This is a genomic window from Pseudomonas sp. LBUM1652, assembly GCF_059716105.1.
On the sequence record NZ_CP166804.1, the window covers coordinates 933,566 to 954,902 of the forward strand.

Below are 21,337 nucleotides of genomic sequence, written 5' to 3' on the forward strand. Positions count from 1 at the left end.
GCGCGAAGGCGATTATGGATTCGGCACAGAGCGTTCAGGTCGGCATAACTCTCCGGCATCTCCCAATCAGTCCCCTCTCCCCCGGGAGAGGGTTAGGGTGAGGGGCTTTTCAGTGATTTCAATAAACGTCCCTGCGATAACGGCCCTGTTCGATCAGCCGTTCAACTTCGGCGGCGCCGAGGATTTTGTTGAGTGCCTGGTCCACGCCTGATGCCATTCCCTGCAAGCTGCCACAGATATAGATGACAGCACCGTCCGCCAGCCACTTCTTCAACTCATCAGCCGACTCACGCAACCGATCCTGCACATAAATCTTCTCGGCCTGATCCCGCGAAAACGCAAGATCCAGCCGCTCCAGATCACCATTGATCAACCACTCTTCCAGCTCCGCACGGCACAGGTAATCGTATTCACGATTACGTTCGCCAAACAGCAACCACTGACGCTGTTGACCGGCGGCAATCCGCGCCTTGAGCAAACTGCGCAACCCGGCAAGGCCGGTGCCGTTACCGATCAGAATCATCGGCACCGGTTCATTCGGCAGGTGGAAACCGCTGTTTCGGCGCACCCGCAAGCTGATGCTGCCACCCACCGGCGCATGCTCGGTCAACCAGCCGGAGCCGACGCCGAGGCTGCCGTCGCTGTGTTGTTCCTGACGCACGATCAGCTCCAGCAAGCCGTCGGCGGCAAGCGAGGCGATCGAGTATTCGCGCATGGCCAGCGGCACCATGGCATCGACCAGCGCCTGCGCATGCAGACCCACCAGATGCGCGCGGTGCTCGGGCAGTTGGCGCGAGGCCAATGCCACTTCCAGCGGTTCGTCGAGGCCGTTGATGTTCACCGTGGTCTCGCCCCGAATGCCGAGGCCGTCTAGGAAGTGCTCGATGATCCACGGGCAGTTGCGTGGCAGCACTTCCACCAGATCACCGGCCAGCCAACTGCTGGTATTCGGTGCGCTCAGGCCCAACAGATAAACCGGCGAACCGCTGCTGTCCGGGTTCATCAGTTCACGGCGGACCAGCGTCCAGTTGTCGTAGCTCGGCGCCTGCCAGGTGTCGACCGGTGCTTGCCCGGTGAGTTGGCCCAGCTGGGTTTGCCAGTGACGCAGGGCATACGGATCGCCGCTGTCGACTTCCACCGGGGCAAACAACGTCTTGCCGCCGTGCTCGCTCAACCATTGGTGCAGACGACGGGCGAACCCGCAGAAGTGTTGATACTGACGATCACCGAGGCCCAGTACCGCGTAGTTCAAGCTGTCGAGTGTCGAGGCTTTGCCCAGCACCTTGCGTTCGAAACCACGGGCGCTGTCCGGCGCTTCGCCGTCGCCGAAGGTACTGACGACAAACAACGCGTTGGTCGAATCACGCAGATCCTGTTCGCTGACATTGGCCAGCGGCTGCACCTTGACCGGCAACCCGGCGGCCTGCAATTGGCCGGCGGTCTGCCAGGCCAGTTGCTCGGCAAAACCGCTCTGGCTGGCGAAGCCGATCAGCCACGCCGGAGCATCGCCGGCCGGTTGTGCGAGGCCTTTGCGCGCATCTTTGATTTGCTTTTTCTTGCGGCGACGATCCAGATACAGCAGCCACCCGGTGATGAAAAACAGCGGCATGCATATGGCGGCGACAGTGATGATGATCCGCCCGATGAGACCGAAATAGCTGCCGACGTGCAGTGCATAAATGCTCGTCAGCAGTTGCGCCTTGAAGCTCTTGTCGGCGTAGCGGTCGACGCGTTTGACGATGCCGGTGGCCGGGTCGAGGGTGATCTGGTTCAGCGCACGATCATGGGGCGAGCTGTCGAGCAGGTAGAACACCGTCGCCGGTTGGCCAGCCACGGGCGGCATGCGGATGTTGTAGGCAGACAGGCCTGGACCGGCGGCGCTGTAGATGCTGCTCCACATCGCGGCGTAGTCGGCTGTGGGTGCCGGCCCCTCCGGCGCAGGCCCGCGACCACCGCGCACGCGTTCGTTTTGCGGGGCGTCGGAAAGCAGTTTGGTCAGGCCCTTGTTGTACCACTCGTACGACCACGACAACCCGGTCAGCGCCAGCAGCAGATACACCAACAGGCACCAGGTGCCGGCTACCGAGTGGAGATCCCAGTTGAAGGCGCGGCCCTTTTTCTTCCAGTCGAGGGTCAGCCACACACGCCAGCTGTTCCACTGGCGCGGCCAGCGCAGGTAAAGGCCCGAGAGGCAGAAGAACAACAGGATCAGGGTGCAGGCGCCGGTGATGTTGCGACCGGTGTCGCCCATGGCGAGGAAACGGTGCAACTGCAGCATCAGGCCGAAGAAGTCCTGACCCACGGCATTGCCCATGAACTCGCCGGTGTATGGATCGAAGTAGCGCATCTCGCCACGGCGCTCGCCTTTGGGCGGGGTGAAGTACACCCGCGCGGCGTTGCCGCTGTCGGTCTCGACCCACAGCATCGAGACTTTTTTGCCCGAGGTGGCTTCGATGCGTTCTACCAGTTCAACGGGAGGCAGCACGCCGGCAACTTGTTTTTCCACCTGCAACACCGACGGGTTCAGCGCCCGCAGGATCTCGTCCTGAAACGAATAGGCGGCGCCGGTAATGCCCATCAGGGCCAGCACCAGGCCGGCAGTGATGCCAAAAAACCAGTGCAACTGGAACAGGGTTTTCTTCAACACGTCACTCGCCGTCCGTTCGGAAATTGTCATCACGGCGCACATTATGCCGTGGGTTATCGAGAGCTTCTTTGATTACGCACAAAAGCCCCGTTCAATCTAATGAACGGGGCTTGCTGTTCTGTAGGAGCTGCCGAAGGCTGCGATCTTTTGATCTTTGTTTTTCACCATCAAAAGCAGAATCAAAAGATCGCAGCGTATCGCAGCTCCTACAGGTTCCTTAGAAGTGGAAGTTGGTGCTCAACAGTGCCGTGCGGCCCGCCGCCTGGTTGGCGAAGTGGGTCGAGAAGGCTTTGTCGTAATAGGTTTCGTTGGTCAGGTTTTGCACGTTGAGTTGCAGGTCGACGTTCTTGGTCAGCTTGTAAGCGGCCATTGCGTCGTAGCGAACATAGGAGTCGACCATGGTGGTGTTGGCCACGTTGCCGAACACGTCGTCGACATAGAACGCACCGCCACCGATGGTCAGCTTCGGCGTGACTTGGTAAGTGGTCCACAGGCTGGCGCTGTTTTTCGGTGTGTTAGGCAGTTGATTGCCGTCGGTGGCGCGGTTCAAAGCGCCGCCATCAACTTGCTCGCTGTCCATGTAGGCGTAACCGGCGAACACTTGCCATTTGTCGGTGATCTTGCCGCTGGCCGACAGTTCGATACCTTGCACGCGGGTTTTGCCGGCGTTTTCGTACGACGTGGTATCGACTTGCACACGCGCGTTTTCTTTCTCGGTACGGAAGATGTCGGCGGTCAACGACAGGCGATCATTGAGCAGATCCCACTTGGTACCGATTTCGTAGTTCTTGGTGGTTTCCGGCTCCATGTCGCTGCTCAGCAGGTTGCCGCTGCGATCCGGGGTGCCACCCAGTGGGTTGCCTTCCTGACCTTCGCCGAGGGTGTTGCCCGGCGGTGTGGCGGAGGTGGCGTAAGAAGCATAGATGCTGCCGTTTTCCGCCGGTTTGTAGACCACGCCGAACTGACCGGTAACGAACTCGCTGGTGTCATCGCCCTTGGAGGTGGTGGCGCCAGCAGCGGTGTAGGTCTTGTACTCGGTGTCGAAGTGGTCGTAGCGCAGACCCATGTTCACCAGCCACTGCTCGGACAATTCCAGGGTGTCGAACACATACAGCGCGTAGGTGTTGGCCTTGGTGTCGGTGCCGGCGTAGTTGCGCGAGATCGCGCCGTTCCACGCATCGTTCGGGTTCGGGTTCGACAGCGAGGTGCAGTTGTAGCCGCTCGTTGCGCCGATCATCGAAGGGGTGCAGTTGGTGGACGCGGCAGTGGTGCGCGGCGTGGTATCGGTGTTGACGTTGTACGAGGATTTCTGGCTTTCCTCGCGGGTGTATTCCACGCCGGTGGAGAAGCTGTTCTTGAAGCCGGCGACGTAGAAGTTGCCGAACAAGTCAGTCTGGTTGGTGGTGGTCTCGGTGTTGCTCACGCGAGTGTTCGCACGACGCCAGACGCTACCGTTGTTGACGTTGCCTTTGCTGTCGTCCGGCTGGGTCAGGATGTAGTCCTGCATGCTGGTGCCGTGGCGCAGGGTGTTCTTGATCGTCAGCGAGTCGCTCAGGTCATGCTCGATGGCGAAGGTCGCGGTGTCGGTGCGGCCCTTGCGGAAGTCGCGATCCAGACCGTAGAAGTTGCTGTCATCACCGCCGGCGTAGGGCTTGTCTGGATTGGACTTGGTGCGCGGATTCGACAGCGTGTAAGGCACGCCCGAATCCGGGGTGTCGTTGCTTTCGAGATGGTAGTAATCGAGGTTGACGCGGGTGTCGGTGCCCAGGCCGAAGGCCAGCGATGGCGCGATACCCCAGCGGTCGTAGTCGACCTTGTCGCGACCGGCGACGTTGCTCTCGTGGCTCATCAGGTTCAGACGGCCGGCAGCGGTGTCGCTGAACTGATAGTTGCCGTCGAGGGTGTAGCGCTGGGTCTGGTCGGAGCCCCAGGTGAAGCCACCGTCGAACGAGTTGCCCAGGTGCGCTTTCTTGCTCACCAGGTTGATGCTGCCGCCGGCCGCACCGCGACCGCCGATGGCGGAATTCGGACCCTTGCTGACTTCGATGTTTTCCACCGCGAAGATTTCGCGGCTCTGCGAACCGGTGTCGCGCACGCCGTCCAGGTAAGTGTCGCCCTGGGCGTCGAAGCCACGGATAAACGGACGGTCGCCCTGCGGGTTGCCGCCTTCACCGGCACCGAAGGTGATGCCCGGCACGGTACGCAGCGCGTCCTGCATGTTCAGGGCGCCGGTATCCTTGAGGACTTGTTGTGGAATCACAGTCACCGAGCGCGGCGTGTCGACCAGCGGTGCGGTGTACTTGGGCGAGGAGGCTTTCTCGACCTGATAGGAAGTCGCGTCCTGGGCTTCGCCGGTGATCGACGTGGCGTCCAGGGCGATGGCATTGCCGGCAGCTTTGCTGTCGGTCTTTTCGGCGGCGAACACCATGTGGCCGGCGGAGCCAGCGGTGATTGCCACGCCGATTGCAGAGGCGAGCAAGCGTGGTGAACTGACCGGTAATTGTGCGTGTTGACGTGCCATTTTTATTCCCCTCCCCAAGGATTTGAGGTCGCGGAATATAGGGTAAACAGTTATTCGTATCAATTGCGAAACATTGTTATTCGCACTGAATTTACATTCTTTACAATTTAGCCTTACGGTTTTTACTGATTCATTCGTCTCTCGGGTTTTACTTGGCCAATAAGAATCAATACCATTGGCGCCCCTTTACCATCAGGTACGTTTGCCATGCTGCTGCACATTCCCGGCCTGTTCGCGAAAGAAGAAGTGCAGCGTATCCGCCAGGCGCTGGAAGAAGCGGATTGGGCCGATGGCAAGATCACCGCCGGCTTCCAGTCGGCCAAGGCCAAGCACAATCTGCAACTGCCTGAAGGCCATCCGCTGGCCAAGGAAATCGGCGCGGCAATGCTTGAACGGCTGTGGCAAACCCCGCTGTTCATGTCTGCCGCGCTGCCACACAAAGTGTTCCCGCCGTTACTCAACTGCTACACGGCTGGCGGCAGTTTCGATTTCCACATCGACAACGCCGTGCGCCAGCCCAAGGGCAGCATCGAGCGGGTGCGTACCGATCTGTCGGCAACACTGTTCTTCAGCGAACCTGAGGATTACGACGGCGGCGAACTGGAAATCCAGGACACCTTCGGCACCCAACGGGTGAAACTGCCCGCCGGTGACATGGTGCTGTACCCCGGCACCAGCCTGCACAAGGTCAATGCAGTCACTCGCGGCGCGCGGTATGCGTCGTTCTTCTGGACGCAAAGTCTGGTGCGCGAAGACAGTCAGCGCGCGTTGCTGTTCGAGATGGACGGGGCGATCCAGCAGCTCACCCAGGACATGCCTGATCACCCGTCGCTGATCCGCCTCACCGGCACCTATCACAACCTGCTGCGTCGCTGGGTCGAGGTATGAGTTTTCATCTGCGCCGCGAAGAAGTCCTCAACGTTGAGCAGCTCAGCGCCATGCTCGAAGAGAGCCCTGCCCGTGCGGCACAGGCGATTTTGCTGGCGGCGGGTGAGGGTGTCCTAGAGGCGCAGGCGTTGCTCGGGCAGATCCTGCTCGACGGCCGAGGCATTGCCCAGGATCAAACGCTGGCGCTGCGCTGGTTCGGCATCGCTGCGGGGCGAGGGCATCTGATGGCGCGCAATATGCTCGGCCGTTGTCACGAGCATGGCTGGGGTTGTGCAGTGGATGCCGCGGTTGCGGCGCAACATTATCGAATGGCCGCCGAGGCAGGGCTGGACTGGGCGATGTATAACCTGGCCAATTTGCTGGCGACCGGACGAGGCGTGGCTGCGGATCATCTTCAGGCGTTTGCGCTTTATCAGCGTGCCGCCGAATCGGGCCATGCGAAATCGATGAACTTGCTCGGGCGATATCTGGAAGAAGGGCAGGTGTGCCCAGCGAATCCGGCAGCGGCGCGTGAGTGGTATCGACGTTCGGCTGAGGGCGGAGATTTTCGTGGGCAGTTCAGTTACGCGGCGGTGTTGGCGGATGAGGGCAATGTCGATGAAGCCATTCTCTGGCTTGAGAAGGCCTTGGCCGGTGGCAACCTGAATTTCCTGCGAGTAGCGAGTCAGACGCTGGCGAGCGCAACGGATCCTAGAATCCAGGCCATGGCCAACCAATATTCTCAACGCTACGCGCAATCCTTGTAGGGGATCGGCGGATACGAAAAAGCCCATGACACGTCATGGGCTTTTTGCATTTCGGCGTGTGTGCGTTACACGTAGAACGATTTCAGCGGCGGAAAGCCATTGAACTCAACTGCGCTGTAACTGGTGGTGTACGCACCGGTCGACAACCAGTACAGACGATCACCGATCGCCAGGTTCAGCGGCAAACCGTACTTGTAGTTTTCGTACATGATGTCGGCGCTGTCGCAGGTCGGGCCGGCGATGACGACTTCTTCCATCTCGCCTTTTTTCTCGGTCCAGATCGGGAACTTGATCGCCTCGTCCATGGTTTCGATCAGGCCGGAGAACTTGCCCACATCGGTGTACACCCAACGCTCGACGGCGGTGCGGGATTTACGTGCAACCAGCACCACTTCGCTGACCAGAATGCCGGCGTTGGCGATCAACGAACGGCCCGGCTCCAGAATGATTTCCGGCAGGTCATCACCGAAGTCTTCTTTCAGGAAGCGAATGATTTCTTCAGCGTAGGTTTCCAGGCTGTTGGTGCGGGTGATGTAGTTGGCCGGGAAGCCACCGCCCATGTTGATCAGCTTCAGGTGAATGCCGTCTTCTTCTTTCAGACGTTCGAAGATCACTTTGACCTTGGCGATCGCTGCGTCCCAAACACTGATGTCGCGCTGTTGCGAGCCAACGTGGAACGAGATGCCGTAAGGCACCAGGCCCAGGTCGCGAGCGAGGATCAGCAGATCCATGGCCATGTCGGTCTGGCAACCGAATTTGCGTGACAGTGGCCAGTCGGCCGTGGTCGAGCCTTCGGTAAGGATACGTACATAAACTTTCGAGCCCGGCGCAGCCTTGGCGATGTTGCGCAGGTCGGCTTCGGAGTCGGTGGAGAACAGACGCACGCCCTTCTCATAGAAGTAGCGGATGTCCTTGGATTTCTTGATGGTGTTGCCGTAGCTGATACGGTCGGCGCTGACGCCGCGATCCATCACTTTGTCCAGCTCGTAGATCGAGGCGATGTCGAAGCTCGAACCTTTCTCTTTGAGCAGGTCGATGATCTCGACGGCCGGGTTGGCCTTGACCGCGTAGTAGACCTTGGCGAATTCGAAACCGGCGCGCAGGTCATCGTAGGCCTGGCTGATCATCGCGGTGTCGATCACCACGAACGGGGTTTCTTGCTTGTCGGCGAACGCCTTCATTTTGTCAAAAGTGGCGCGCGCGAAATAATCTTCGACGTTGATCGACATGCTGGGAGACTCCTAAGGGCAAACTGAATTGATCAATGGGTGCAAATGAACGTCCTCCGTATCCCCACTTTGGTTCGCCTACTTCCCAAGGCATGTCGCCGAAAGCAAAAAGGCCATGGGAAATGCAGCTTCTTTCCCTTGGCCTTGCTGTCTCGTCGTCAGTACTTGAGCCGGATGGATCGTTTCCAGCATGGACGTTCGGCGCGAACTTTAGGGCGTGAGGGGCGTGAGATCAACTAAAAATGTCGCGTTTTTGCACGCTTCCGTCGTGCGGTCTTGCCCCGCTACTGATGTAACCGACCGATATGACAGGCTGATGTTCCCCGGCGCTCCGTTTGACACGCTCCGCGCATCATAGAAAAACAGAAATAAGGCCTGGTTTTTTAATTTCGAATAGGCCTTGAAAAGGGGCGAAACACTAGTATTTCTGACAGGTGTTTACGTCCAGCTTTATTTCTATGATCGACCCGGCAGTTCATTAATCAAACGAGCGCAGGGAGAATCGTAATGAACAGATTATGGCTATGGCTGATTGTGTTTACGCTGTCCGGATGCGTGAGGCATGAGGTCGTGACGCCAACGGTTGCCGTTCATCAAGAGCAACAGATTGGCGCCCAGGCATCGGGGGTGATGGCCGCAGGCACCGGGCCGCAAATCGCGGCCTATCTGACGGAGGCCTACCACAATAAAGTCAACATGTGCCGAGACAACCCGAGAGCACCTGCATTTCTGTGTTCCGGCGTCATGTTGAGAGCTACACAACACTCCACCCAGTTTCATTTCTGGAACCCCAATCCAACGTCTACAGGGGTATCTTTTTCCTACCTTAGAGCTGACGCGAAGTTCAGCAAGCTGGTCTTCGGCTATAACAATGGATTTATCCTGTATCCCTATTTTTTCAAACCGATCGGAAAAATCGAGCCGGAAATACTTTGTTTCTTTCCGGTGGATGGTGCAACGACCGCTCGTACTGATCAGGGCTGTGGCCAAACCCCGGGGTTAGCGTCCAGTCGGCCGTGCCAATCCCAAGGCATTAATACCGCTGCCCAATACCTGGCGCATTACAATCAGCAGTCGAGCAAATATGGCTCGCTCTGCGGTTTTGATGTACGCGATGTTCTGGATCAGGGAGCCACGACCGCCTTTAACGAAGCGGTCAAGGCTCAGGGGCAAGGGGGAGCCTTCGCTTTTAGTACGCAGAATGAGTTCCGTCTGGCCAAGTGGGCACAGAACCTGGGGGCGACATTGCCGATCGAGGCGGTTTTTTATGTGAACGATACGGGCAAGGCCGGCGCGCAGTATGACCAGCGAGATTTCAAGGGGCAGACGGGTATCTGGATTCCAGCGATCAAGATCACGTTGCCGCAGACAACGGCGGCTGATGTGCGGTTCGAGTTCATCCCCGCAGACCAGGCCATTTCTTCCTGATCAGAGCGGACCGCCCGTGCCCCTTGAAAGAGACGCAGGCGGCCTTCTGTCAGGCCGGTGCAGTCTCGGCGGGAGAGACGATGCTGGTCTTGCCCCCACGGGATCTGCCCGAGCTCAGATATGCCGCAATCGACTCCTGCGTCACCTCGCCCAAGAACACTCGCTCGGCATCCATCACCGGCAACCACGCACGGTTGAACTCGTACATGCGCGACAGCAGGATGCGCAGGTGTTCGTCGTACGCCGCCGTGGCGTTGAACTCACGCAGGTACTGCGCGCAGGTGCCGGTCTGGCGGTGCAGGTCGCGACGACGCACGTAACCCAGTGCCTTGTTCTCGGCACAGGTAACCACCACGTAACGACGGTCATGCTCGTCCATCAACTCCAGCGCATCGGCCACCGGGGTTTCCGGGCTCACCGACGGCGCGTTGTCCGCCGCGTCTTCAGCCTTGACCAACAGCAAGCGTTTCAGTGTGCTGTCCTGACCGACGAAGCTGCTCACGAAGTCGTCCGCCGGATGCGCGAGCAGGGTGTCCGGGTGGTCGATCTGCAGCAGCTTGCCGGCGCGGAAGATCGCGATCTTGTCGCCCAGTTTGATCGCTTCGTCGATGTCGTGGCTGACCATGATCACGGTCTTGTTCAGCGCGCGCTGCATCTCGAAGAACTCGTTCTGGATCATCTCGCGGTTGATCGGGTCGACCGCACCGAACGGTTCGTCCATCAGCAATAGCGGCGCGTCGGCCGCCAGTGCGCGAATCACGCCGATGCGTTGTTGCTGGCCACCGGACAACTCGCGTGGATAGCGATGCAGATACTGCTTGGGCTCAAGCTTGATCATGCTCATCAGTTCGCGGGCGCGGTCGTGGCACTTCTGTTTGTCCCAGCCGAGCAGTTTCGGCACCACGACGATGTTCTCTTCGATGGTCATGTTGGGGAACAGACCGATCTGCTGGATCACGTAACCGATGTTGCGGCGCAGGGTCACTTCGTCGAGATCGGTGGTGTCTTCGCCGTTGATCAGGATCTTGCCCGAGGTCGGTTTGATCAGGCGGTTGATCATCTTCAGCGTGGTGCTTTTGCCGCAGCCCGATGGCCCGAGGAACACACAGATTTCGCCTTCATTGACGGTCAGGCTCACCGAGTCCACGGCTTTCACATCTTTGCCGTTGCTTTGGAAGGTCTTGCTGAGGTTTTGAAGTTCGATCATTTGAGTAATCCTTTTGGAGTCAGCGAACGTTGCAGCCACTGCAGGAAGAGGTCGGCGAAAATCGCCAGAAGACTGACCAGCAGCGCGCCGACGATAAGCATCGACATGTCGCTGCGGCTGATTGAAGCGAGGATCAACACACCGAGGCCACCGGCGCCGATGGTCGCGGCGATGGTCATCACGCCGATGTTCATCACCACGGCGGTGCGCACACCAGCGAGGATCACCGGCACTGCGATCGGCAGCTCGACCATGCGCAGGCGCTGGCCGAAGGTCATGCCGATGCCGCGTGCGGCTTCACGAATGCCCGGTTCCACACCCGTGAGGGCGAGGTAGGTGTTGCGCATGATCGGCAGCAGTGAATAAAGGAACACGGCAGTGATCGCCGGCATTGGGCCGAGGCCCTGGCCGAACTTGGAGTAGAACGGCAGCAGCAAACCAAACAGGGCAATCGACGGCACGGTCAGCAGCACCGTGGCGCTGGCCTGCAAGGGGCCGGCGAGTGTCGGGAAGCGCGTCATCAGAATGCCAAGTGGTACACCGACGACGATCGCCAGCGTCACAGCGATGCCGACCAGGGTGATGTGCTGCCAGGTCAGGTGCATCACCTGCTGCCAGTCGAGATGGGAAAAGGCGTTCAAGAATTCCATGACTTCTCCTCTCTTAATTCAGTGGATGCTGGCGCAGGAAATCGGCGGCAACCGACGACGGGCTTTCATGATCGACATCGACCCGCGCGTTGAGCTGGCGCATGGTTTCGTCATCGAACAGTTCGGCCAGCGGCTTGAGCTGCTCGGCGAGTTTCGGGTGCGCGTCGAGGTAGGCCTGACGCACTACGGGAGCTGCGGTGTAGTCGGGGAAGTAATGCTTGTCGTCTTCCAGCAGCTTGAGGCCGAAGGCATTCAGGCGACCGTCAGTGGTGTAAACCAGACCGGCAAACACCTGACCGTTACGCAGTGCGGTGTAGACCAGCCCCGCATCCATCTGGCGGATGTTCTTGCGGCTCAGGTTCATGTCGTAGAGCTTGACCATGCCGTCCAGACCGTCGGAACGGTTGGCGAACTCGGTGTCCAGCGCCACCAGGTGATTGGTCTTGGCTTCAGCGCGCAGCACTTCGTTCAACTGGCTGATGTTGCTGATCTGCGGATATTCCTCGGCGACGTTTTTCGGCAGGGCGAGGGCGTAGGTATTGCTGAATTTCGACGGCGTGAGCCAGACCAGTCCCTTCTTCGCGTCGAGTTCTTTGACCCGGGCATAGGACTGGGCGCTGTCGAGTTTTTCGGTGACATGGTTGTAGGCCACCAAGGAGACGCCGGTGTATTCCCAGAGCATGTCCAGTTGCCCGCTTTCGTGGGCGCTGCGGGCAAGGTTGCTGCCCAGACCGCCGGTGATCTGCGCGTCGTAGCCTTTGCTGCGCAAGTATTGCGCGGTTATTTCGGCGAGCAGGGTTTGCTCGGTGAACACCCGGGCGCCGAGGCGGATAACCGGTTTTTCTGCGGCTTGGGCGATGCCTGCGAACAGCAGGGCACTGCTCAGGATCAGGCCTGAGATCAAGCTAAGTCGTTTCATATTCATTCCTTCGCAAGAGCCTTAAGACGGGCGCAAACCGCGTTCCAGCCAGAGACGGCTGGCGAGGGTGACCACGCCATCGAGCAGCAAGGCCAGCAGCGCGGTACACGCGGCGCCGAGCAGCAGTTGCGGCTGATTGTTCAGGGCGATGCCGGGGAAGATCAGGCTGCCAAGGCTGTTGGCGCCGATCAGGAACGCCAGCGGCGCGGTCCCGACGTTGATCGCCAGCGCGACACGCACGCCACCGACGATGATTGGCACGGCGTTGGGCAACTCGACTCGCCACAGCACCTGACGTGGGGTCATGCCGATGCCGACGGCGGCTTCTTTGAGTGAACCCTGAACGTTTTTCAGGCCTTCGTAGGTGTTGCGCACAATCGGCAGCAACGAGGCGAGGAATAAAGCGAAGATCGCCGGACCACTGCCGATGCCCAGAATCCCCAAGGCAATCGCGAGAACGGCCAGCGGCGGCACGGTGTTACCGATATTGAAAATCTGCATGAAGCGTTCAGCACGGCCGACCATGGTCGGGCGACTGAGGAAGATGCCGGCGGGGATGCCCACGACAAGGGCGGCCAGCATTGAAGCGAGGACGAGAATCAGATGAGCTTGCAGGTAAAACAACAAATCGTCGCGGTAGTGTTCGATCGTGTTGATGCCGATCCAGTGGACCAGCAGGGCCAGGAGCGCGATAACCATCGCACCTCCCATCAGCCCTTTGCCATAGCGGATAGCCACAGGCGGACTCCTTTTTTATAGTCGGCGAGCGCAATCCCGTGTGGCATGCCAAACCTTGGCTGCCGGGAAAAACGTTCGCGAGAAGCAGCTCCCTCAGCACCGGCAAAAAGCGGTCTGAAAGCGAGCCATGAGCGCAGCCTCGTCAGGCTAACTTGCTGATTTTTCAGCCCCTGACGAAATGTCGTAACAGGGGATGGACGTCTCCGTGCTTTAAAAGGTTCCCATCTGAGGCAGCATTTGGCCACCCTTAATGTGCTCAACGGTTCGGTTATTGCACTGACTTGGGCTATAATCGCGGCCCTTTTTTGAATCACCGCCAGGCGATTTCCCATGACCAACCAGGCCGCCGAAGTCGCGAAACGCCGCACTTTCGCCATTATTTCCCACCCCGATGCCGGTAAAACCACGATCACCGAAAAGCTCCTGTTGATGGGCAAGGCGATTGCTGTGGCCGGCACGGTGAAATCCCGTAAATCCGACCGCCATGCGACATCCGACTGGATGGAGATGGAGAAGCAGCGTGGTATTTCCATTACCACGTCGGTCATGCAGTTCCCGTATCGCGACCACATGGTCAACCTGCTCGACACCCCGGGCCACGAAGACTTCTCCGAAGATACCTACCGCACCCTGACGGCGGTGGACTCGGCATTGATGGTTCTCGACGGCGGTAAAGGTGTCGAGCCACGGACCATCGCGCTGATGGACGTCTGCCGTCTGCGTGACACGCCGATCGTCAGCTTCATCAACAAACTCGACCGTGATATCCGCGACCCGATCGAACTGCTCGACGAGATCGAAGCCGTCCTGAAGATCAAGGCTGCGCCGATCACCTGGCCGATCGGTTGCTACCGCGACTTCAAGGGCGTGTACCACCTGGCCGACGACTACATCATTGTCTACACCGCCGGTCACGGTCACGAACGCACCGAAACCAAGATCATCGAGAAGCTCGACTCCGACGAAGCGCGCGCGCATCTGGGCGACGAGTACGAGCGCTTCATCGAACAGCTTGAGCTTGTGCAGGGTGCCTGCCACGAGTTCAACCAGCAGGAGTTCCTCGACGGTCAACTGACCCCGGTGTTCTTCGGTACCGCGCTGGGCAACTTCGGTGTTGACCACGTCCTGGACGCAGTCGTTGACTGGGCGCCACGCCCGCTGGCCCGTGTGGCCAACGAGCGCACCGTGGAGCCGGTGGAAGAGAAGTTCTCGGGCTTCATCTTCAAGATCCAGGCGAACATGGACCCGAAACACCGCGACCGCATCGCTTTCATGCGTATCTGCTCTGGCAAATACGAAAAAGGCATGAAGATGCGCCATGTGCGTACCGGCAAGGACGTGCGCATCGGCGACGCCCTGACGTTCTTCTCTTCCGAGCGTGAGCAACTGGAAGAGGCGTTTGCGGGCGACATCATCGGTCTGCACAACCACGGCACGATCCAGATTGGCGACACCTTCAGCGAAGGCGAAGCCCTGAGCTTCACCGGCATCCCACACTTTGCGCCGGAACTGTTCCGTCGCGTGCGTCTGCGCGATCCGCTGAAATCCAAGCAACTGCGCCAAGGTCTGCAGCAATTGGCCGAAGAGGGCGCGACTCAGGTGTTCTTCCCGGAGCGCAGCAACGACATCATTCTCGGCGCCGTGGGTGTGCTGCAGTTCGATGTGGTCGCCAGTCGTTTGAAAGAGGAATACAAGGTCGAGTGCTCCTATGAGCCGATCACTGTTTACTCGGCGCGCTGGATTGAATGCGACGACAAGAAGAAGCTTGAGGAGTTTTCCAACAAGGCTGTGGAGAACCTGGCATTGGACGGCGGTGGTCACCTGACTTATCTCGCACCGACGCGGGTTAACCTGGCGTTGATGGAAGAGCGTTGGCCGGATGTGAAGTTCCGGGCGACGCGTGAGCATCACTAAGCGCTGAGCTGTTATGTCCGAAGCCCCTGAGGTGTACGCCTCGGGGGCTTTTTTTGGTCTTGGCGGCCTGTGGGCCGACCAGGCTCTGGGTGTTCTTTGTGAATATCCGTTTTTTTGGGTGTTGCGGCTGGCGGTTTCGCCCTTACGGCGAGGTACTTTTTCCAAACGCCGAAAAAGTACCCAAAAAGGCTTGCCGCAACGTACGGCCCGCTCGCTGAGGCTCGGGGTTCCTTCGCTCCGGAATTGATCCGGCCGCATCGCTTCCGGTTTGCTTCGCTGCACCTCCTTTCGATGTGTTTGGCTGCGCCAAACGGCGCTTCGCGCCCACCCCCGGATCAATCCCTCCACTCAGCCTGCCGACGCGGCCTGTGGATCAAGATCAAGAGCTGCAGCCGAGCTTGCGCTCATCCTGTGTAGGAGCTGCCGAAGGCTGCGATCTTTTGATCTTGATTTTGCTTTTCTGTGGGCGCTGGCTTGCCAGCGATGGCGGCCTTACAGCCGACCATTTTCTAGCTGAGTGCACTCAGCAACTGAGCTGCCGAAAGCAGCAAAGTCAAAAGATCGCAGCCTGCGGCAGCTCCTACAGGGGGTTGTAGGGCGACTCCGTTTTTTGTGATCTCGGCATACTTGAGCGCGACAACCAGCGAGCTGGCCGTTAGTGTTTCAGGTTCACGAACGTCGCTTTGAGAGGTCAATGGAATGACGAGTCGACTGACTCACCTGTTACGACTGGACGGCTATTTCGGCGTCATGGCCTGGGTGCTCGCGGCGCTGCTGTTCATCAATCGTCTGAGCAGCATGGTCAAGTTGTTCATGGCGCTGTATCTGCGTCAGGAACTGGGGCTGGCGATTGAGATCGTTGGCTGGCTGCTGTCCGGTTACGGCGCGGGACTGTTGATCGGTTCGATGGTCGGCGGGTTGCTCAGCGACCGCTTTCCCACTGCGCGGCTTACGGCGGCGCTGTTTTTCATGTCGGCATGGACTCTGCTGTTGTTGGGGCTGGTCACCGATGTGCCGTGGCTCGCGGCGTTGTTGCTGTTCAGTGGTGTACTCGATGGAGCGATCCGCACGCTGCATCAACGGCTGATCATGGAGTATTGCGAAACCGCGCAACGCTCACGCGCGCAGGCTTTGAGCCGGGTCGCGCGCAACCTTGGGATGGCAGCTGCCGGCATTGCTGGCGGGCTGCTGGCGCAGACTGATTTTCGCTGGGTGTTCTTCGCCAGTGCGGCGATGACGTTGCTGGCCTTGCTGTGGTTTGTCCGCACGACATGGCGCCGTTCGGTGCTCGCACCGGAGCACTCAGCCGACAGCGCTGAATCCCCTGGTGTCCCCTATCGCGACCGGCCATTTCTATGGCTGCTGGCTGCGGCCGTTCTGCTCGGCATGGCCTTCGACACTGTCTACAGCATGCTTGGCAATTACCTCACCGATTACTACCGTTTGAGCACCGAGGCCATCGGCTGGCAGTTCGCCTTGAACGCGGTGCTGGTGGTGACCTTGCAGATTCCGCTGAGCCATTGGGGCGAGCGCTGGGGCGTGCGTGCACAACTGGTCGCCGGTTGCGTGTTGCTGGCCATCGGGCTGGGCATGTTGCCGCTGGGGGCCGGGCTGGCTTATGTCTGTTTGTCGACGCTGATCTGGACACTGGGCGAGGCGCTGTTCATGCCGCCGTTGAATGTGCTGGTCATGCAACACGCACAGGGTGGTAAAAGCGGGCAGTACTTCGGCCTGTTCTTCATGTGCTGGAGCGCCAGCGCACTGTTGTCGCCAGTGCTGGGCGGGCAGATCTACGGCCAGTTTGGCGGGCACAGTGTCTGGGTGGTCAGTGCCGTACTCGCGCTGGCGGCGATCCCGTTGGCGTGGCGGGCAACCCGTGCGCCCACCCTCTAAATGGCTGCACGTGCTGCTTAGCCGAATCGGTACTAGGGATTATTCGAAAGCGTTCTGCCGGGCGACGGCATTTCTATGGCTTCGATAACGTCCTATCTGGTGAACCCGGCTGATCGGAACTAGATTTCATTCAGCGCCGGATCGGCATTGGTGTTTCACCTGCACAGGATGGAATCGATCATGAAAAACAGGTTTCTACGGGTTTTACTGCTGTTGAAAGTGATGGTCATGCTGTCCCTCGGCACCGCGACGGCCTGGGCCGAGTGCGAGGATCATGATTCCCAGGCCTTTAACGGGCAGGTGGGGCACAGCGGCTTGATGTTGGCCAAGTCCGAGTCCGAGCCGGGTGATCAGGGGCAGGGCGGCAGCGAGGATGATGACGACTCGACAACCGATGAGCCGGACAGCGATGACGAGGGCGACAGCCAGACGTAGATTTCAGGCAAAAGAAAACCCCTTCTACCTCGACCGATGCGCAATCGAGGTGGAAGGGGTTTGCTCAACACTTGAATCACAAACAACTCAATCCCTGTAGGCGCTGCGGCACGCTGCGATCTTTTGATCTTGATTCTAAAAATCAAAAGAAAGATCGCAGCGTGCCGCAGCTCCTACAGGTGTTGTGCCTTACGCCGCGCCGTCGAGGAACTGCTCCGCGTAGTGGCAAGCCACTTGGCGGTTGTCGAGAGGGCGCAGGGCCGGCTCTTCAGTGCTGCAACGCTCGGTGGCATACGGGCAGCGCTTGTGGAACGCACAGCCCGGCGGCGGGTTCAGCGGGTTGGGCAATTCGCCGACGATTTTGATTTTCGGCTTGTTCGGGTCCGGGTGAATGGTCGGGGTCGCCGACAGCAACGCCTGGGTGTACGGGTGCAGAGGGCGTTCGTAGATGTCGTTTTTCGGGCCCATTTCCACCGGGCGACCGAGGTACATCACCATCACGTCATCGGCCACGTGTTGCACTACCGCCAGGTTGTGCGAGATGAACACGTAGGCGGTGTTGAACTCCTGCTGCAGATCCATGAACAGGTTCAGCACCTGCGCCTGAATCGACACGTCCAGCGCCGAAGTCGGTTCGTCCGCCACCAGCACTTTCGGTTGCAGCATCATCGCGCGAGCGAGGGCGATCCGCTGGCGCTGACCGCCGGAGAACATGTGCGGATAACGTTGGTAGTGCTCGGGACGCAAGCCGACCTGCTTCATCATCGCCTGGACTTTTTCGCGACGTTCGGCGGCGGACAGGTTGGTGTTGATCAGCAGCGGCTCACCGAGTTGGTCACCGACTTTCTGCCGTGGGTTCAACGACGCGTACGGGCTCTGGAACACCATCTGCACGTCTTTGCGCAGTTGCTTGCGCTGGGCCTTGTCGGCACCGGCCACTTCCTGGCCGGCGATTTTCAAGGAGCCGGACGACGGTTCTTCAATCAGGGTCAGGGCGCGGGCGAGGGTGGATTTGCCGCAGCCCGACTCGCCGACAACCGCGAGGGTCTTGCCGGCCTCCAGTTCGAACGACACACCGTTGAGGGCGCGCACGGTCGCGTGGCCCTTGAACAGGCCACGGGAGACTTCGTAGTGACGGGTCAGGTCGCGGGCGGTAAGTACGACGGCCATTACGCCACCTCCTGGTTCAGCGGGTAGAAGCAGCGGGCGAGGCTGTTGCTTTTCGGATCAAGGGTCGGACGCTGCGTGCGGCAGCTGTCTTGCACGTACGGGCAGCGTGGCGAGAGCAGGCAACCCTGCGGTCGGTCGTAACGGCCCGGGACGATGCCCGGCAGCGTCGCCAGACGCTCGGCGCCCTGGCTGTGTTCAGGAATCGCCTTGAGCAGCGCTTCGCTGTACGGGTGCGCCGGGATGTCGAACAGTTGTGGCACCTGACCGACTTCAACGGCTTGACCGGCGTACATCACGCACACGCGCTGGGCGGTTTCGGCCACGACCGCGAGGTCGTGGGTGATCAGCACCAGGCCCATGTTCTGTTCTTTCTGCAACGCCAGCAGCAGATCCATGATCTGTGCCTGAATCGTCACGTCGAGTGCCGTGGTCGGCTCATCCGCGATCAGCAGTTTCGGCTCACCGGCAATCGCCATGGCGATTGCAACACGCTGGCTCATACCGCCCGACAGTTGATGCGGGTAGGCGTCCATACGGCTCGCGGCGCCTGGGATTTCAACTTTTTCCAGCAGTTCGATCGCACGTTTGCGCGCTTGCTTGCCGGACATTTTCAGGTGCAGGCGCAGCACTTCTTCGATCTGGAAACCGACGGTGTAGCTCGGGTTGAGCGCGGTCATCGGATCCTGGAACACCATCGACAAGTCTTTGCCGACGATTTGCCGACGTTGACGATTGCTCAGTTTGAGCATGTCTTTGCCGTCAAAGCTGAGCGAGTCGGCGGTCACGATGCCGGGATGCTCAATCAGCCCCATCAGCGCCATCATGGTCACGGATTTACCCGAACCCGATTCGCCAACGATGGCCAGCACTTCGCCTTTGTCGACTTTCAGGTCGAGTCCATCAACAACGGGCGTAGCCGTCTTGTCGCCGAAACGAACGTTGAGATTCTTGATTTCTAACAGTGACATTGGAATCTCCTCAGGCGGCGTTCTTGAGTTTCGGGTCCAGCGCATCGCGCAGACCGTCGCCCATCAGGTTGATTGCCAGCACGCTGAGCAAAATGGTCAAACCGGGCAGGCTCACCACCCACCAGGCGCGTTCGATGTAGTCGCGGGCCGAGGCCAGCATGGTGCCCCACTCAGGGGTTGGCGGTTGTACGCCAAGGCCGAGGAAGCCCAGGGCGGCGGCATCGAGAATCGCCGAGGAGAAGCTCAAGGTTGCCTGAACGATCAGCGGCGCCATGCAGTTCGGCAGCACGGTGATGAACATCAGGCGTGGCAGACCGGCACCGGCCAGGCGCGCGGCGGTCACGTAGTCGCGGTTCAGTTCGCCCATCACGGCTGCACGGGTCAGACGTACGTAGGACGGCAAGGACACCACAGCGATAGCGATCACGGTGTTGATCAGGCCAGGGCCGAGGATGGCGACGATCGCCACAGCCAGCAGCAAGGACGGCAGGGCCAGCATGATGTCCATCAGACGCATGATGGTCGGGCCAATCATCTTCGGGAAGAAGCCGGCGAACAGACCAAGCAGAATCCCCGGGATCAGCGACATCACCACCGACGACAAGCCGATCAGCAGCGACAGGCGCGAACCCTGGATCAGACGCGACAGCAGGTCGCGACCCAGTTCATCGGTACCGAGCAAAAACTGCATCTGCCCGCCTTCAAGCCACGCCGGCGGCGTCAGCAGGAAGTCACGGTATTGCTCGCTCGGGTTATGCGGCGCAACCCACGGCGCGAACAGCGCGCAGAAGATGATCAGCAGCATGAACAGCAGGCCGGCAACCGCGCCTTTGTTCTTGGAGAAGGCTTGCCAGAATTCTTTGTACGGGGACGGATACAGCAGGCTTTGATCGACTGCTACCGCTGGAGTTGGAGTGGTCATGGTCATGATCTCAGCGCTGATGACGGATGCGTGGGTTGGCAAAGCCGTAGAGGATGTCCACTACGAAGTTGACCAGAATCACCAGGCAGGCGATTAACAGGATGCCGTTTTGCACAACCGGGTAGTCCCGGGCACCGATGGCTTCGATCAGCCATTTACCGATGCCGGGCCAGGAGAAAATGGTTTCGGTCAGGACTGCACCGGCCAGCAGGGTGCCGACTTGCAGGCCGACCACGGTGAGTACCGGAATCAGCGCGTTGCGCAGACCGTGGACGAACACTACGCGCGACGGCGACAGGCCTTTGGCCTTGGCGGTGCGGATGTAGTCTTCGCGCAGCACTTCAAGCATCGACGAACGGGTCATCCGCGCGATCACTGCCAGTGGAATGGTGCCGAGCACGATGGCCGGCAGAATCAGGTGATGCAGCGCATCGAAGAACGCGCCGACGTCATCGGCCAGCAGCGTATCGATCAACATGAAACCGGTGCGTGGCTCGATGTCGTAGAGCAGGTCGATCCGCCCGGACACCGGGGTCCAGCCCAGGCTCACCGAGAAGAACATGATCAGGATCAGGCCCCACCAGAAGATCGGCATCGAATACCCCGCCAGGGAGATGCCCATCACCCCGTGGTCGAACAGGGATCCTCGTTTGAGTGCCGCGATCACCCCGGCCAAGAGGCCCAGAATGCCGGCGAACAGCAGGGCGGCCATGGACAGTTCCAGGGTCGCCGGGAAAAGGGAGGTGAACTCGGTCCAGACGCTCTCACGGGTACGCAGGGATTCGCCGAGATCGCCGTGGGCCAGTTTGCCGATGTAGTCCAGATACTGGGCATACAACGGTTTGTTCAGACCTAGGCGTTCCATTGCCTGAGCGTGCATTTCGGGGTCGACCCGACGTTCGCCCATCATCACTTCCACGGGGTCGCCCGGAATCATGCGAATCAACGCGAAAGTCAGCAAGGTGATGCCGAAAAACGTGGGGATCAACAACCCCAGTCGGCGGGCAATAAAACTAAACATCTTGTGTGGTACCTCATCAGCCGGTTAGGCGTGCCCGGCTT

Annotated in this window: 17 protein-coding genes; 6 read left to right on the forward strand and 11 right to left on the reverse strand. The window is 59.6% G+C overall.

All coding sequences use genetic code 11. The annotated features are described in order from the left end of the window. Positions 1-118: 118 nt before the first annotated feature. Both ACA069_RS04100 and ACA069_RS04105 read right to left on the reverse strand, forming a co-directional pair. Entirely contained in the window at positions 119-2,647 is a 2,529-nt protein-coding gene (locus tag ACA069_RS04100) for a PepSY domain-containing protein (RefSeq protein WP_497618189.1), read from the reverse strand. Between the two features lie 217 nt (positions 2,648-2,864). Continuing rightward, entirely contained in the window at positions 2,865-5,168 is a 2,304-nt protein-coding gene (locus tag ACA069_RS04105; RefSeq protein ID WP_497616410.1) for a TonB-dependent receptor, read from the reverse strand. Positions 5,169-5,375: 207 nt separating this feature from the next. Here ACA069_RS04105 and ACA069_RS04110 point away from each other — a divergent pair, with 207 nt between their 5' ends. Both ACA069_RS04110 and ACA069_RS04115 read left to right on the forward strand, forming a co-directional pair. Then, entirely contained in the window at positions 5,376-6,056 is a 681-nt protein-coding gene (locus ACA069_RS04110) for a Fe2+-dependent dioxygenase (protein ID WP_187676737.1), read from the forward strand. Next, entirely contained in the window at positions 6,053-6,802 is a 750-nt protein-coding gene (locus tag ACA069_RS04115; protein ID WP_497616412.1) for a tetratricopeptide repeat protein, read from the forward strand. Before ACA069_RS04110 ends, ACA069_RS04115 begins: the two co-directional genes overlap by 4 nt. 65 nt (positions 6,803-6,867) lie before the next feature. Here the strand turns inward: ACA069_RS04115 and ACA069_RS04120 are convergent, their stop codons facing one another. Then, positions 6,868-8,031 (reverse strand): type III PLP-dependent enzyme, encoded by a 1,164-nt coding sequence (locus ACA069_RS04120; protein ID WP_010213203.1) that lies wholly within the window; start codon positions 8,029-8,031, stop codon positions 6,868-6,870. A gap of 507 nt (positions 8,032-8,538) precedes the next feature. Between ACA069_RS04120 and ACA069_RS04125 the strand changes: the two genes are divergently transcribed. Beyond that, positions 8,539-9,459, forward strand: a complete 921-nt coding sequence (locus ACA069_RS04125; RefSeq protein ID WP_489879250.1) for a hypothetical protein — start codon at positions 8,539-8,541, stop codon at positions 9,457-9,459. A gap of 49 nt (positions 9,460-9,508) precedes the next feature. Here the strand turns inward: ACA069_RS04125 and ACA069_RS04130 are convergent, their stop codons facing one another. Genes ACA069_RS04130 through ACA069_RS04145 form a run of 4 tightly spaced genes read right to left on the reverse strand, consistent with a single transcriptional unit; the run spans position 9,509 to position 12,946 of the window. Further along, positions 9,509-10,666, reverse strand: coding sequence for an osmoprotectant ABC transporter ATP-binding protein OsmV (locus tag ACA069_RS04130; RefSeq protein WP_489879249.1), 1,158 nt, complete (start codon positions 10,664-10,666; stop codon positions 9,509-9,511). Then, the gene (locus ACA069_RS04135) at positions 10,663-11,316 is read right to left on the reverse strand and encodes an ABC transporter permease (RefSeq protein WP_007915307.1); all 654 of its coding nucleotides are present in this window, start codon (positions 11,314-11,316) and stop codon (positions 10,663-10,665) included. Before ACA069_RS04135 ends, ACA069_RS04130 begins: the two co-directional genes overlap by 4 nt. A gap of 13 nt (positions 11,317-11,329) precedes the next feature. Further along, positions 11,330-12,235 (reverse strand): glycine betaine ABC transporter substrate-binding protein, encoded by a 906-nt coding sequence (locus ACA069_RS04140; protein WP_401268876.1) that lies wholly within the window; start codon positions 12,233-12,235, stop codon positions 11,330-11,332. Positions 12,236-12,256: 21 nt separating this feature from the next. Next, positions 12,257-12,946, reverse strand: a complete 690-nt coding sequence (locus ACA069_RS04145) for an ABC transporter permease (protein WP_497618191.1) — start codon at positions 12,944-12,946, stop codon at positions 12,257-12,259. 357 nt (positions 12,947-13,303) lie between these two features. Between ACA069_RS04145 and ACA069_RS04150 the strand changes: the two genes are divergently transcribed. The 3 genes from ACA069_RS04150 to ACA069_RS04160 all read left to right on the forward strand — a co-directional run bounded on the left by ACA069_RS04150 (position 13,304) and on the right by ACA069_RS04160 (position 17,215). Then, positions 13,304-14,887 carry a peptide chain release factor 3 gene (locus ACA069_RS04150; RefSeq protein ID WP_187676741.1) on the forward strand — a complete coding sequence of 528 codons (1,584 nt, stop codon included), beginning with the start codon at positions 13,304-13,306 and terminating at the stop codon, positions 14,885-14,887. Positions 14,888-15,586: 699 nt separating this feature from the next. Beyond that, positions 15,587-16,780: an MFS transporter gene (locus ACA069_RS04155; protein WP_497616415.1), complete on the forward strand. Its 1,194-nt coding sequence runs from the start codon at positions 15,587-15,589 to the stop codon at positions 16,778-16,780. A gap of 180 nt (positions 16,781-16,960) precedes the next feature. Beyond that, positions 16,961-17,215, forward strand: coding sequence for a hypothetical protein (locus ACA069_RS04160; protein ID WP_497616417.1), 255 nt, complete (start codon positions 16,961-16,963; stop codon positions 17,213-17,215). A 189-nt stretch (positions 17,216-17,404) separates the two neighbouring features. Here the strand turns inward: ACA069_RS04160 and ACA069_RS04165 are convergent, their stop codons facing one another. From ACA069_RS04165 to ACA069_RS04180, 4 genes are read right to left on the reverse strand one after another with little or no spacing between them, the layout of a single operon-like run. Continuing rightward, complete coding sequence (locus tag ACA069_RS04165; RefSeq protein WP_053117064.1) at positions 17,405-18,385, reverse strand: peptide ABC transporter ATP-binding protein; 981 nt, start codon at positions 18,383-18,385, stop codon at positions 17,405-17,407. Then, on the reverse strand, positions 18,385-19,353 hold the full coding sequence (locus ACA069_RS04170) for an ABC transporter ATP-binding protein (RefSeq protein WP_187676744.1): 969 nt from the start codon (positions 19,351-19,353) through the stop codon (positions 18,385-18,387). Before ACA069_RS04170 ends, ACA069_RS04165 begins: the two co-directional genes overlap by 1 nt. A 10-nt stretch (positions 19,354-19,363) precedes the next feature. Next, entirely contained in the window at positions 19,364-20,275 is a 912-nt protein-coding gene (locus ACA069_RS04175; protein ID WP_187676745.1) for an ABC transporter permease subunit, read from the reverse strand. Positions 20,276-20,285: 10 nt separating this feature from the next. After that, entirely contained in the window at positions 20,286-21,296 is a 1,011-nt protein-coding gene (locus tag ACA069_RS04180) for an ABC transporter permease subunit (protein WP_008085273.1), read from the reverse strand. Positions 21,297-21,337 lie beyond the last annotated feature (41 nt).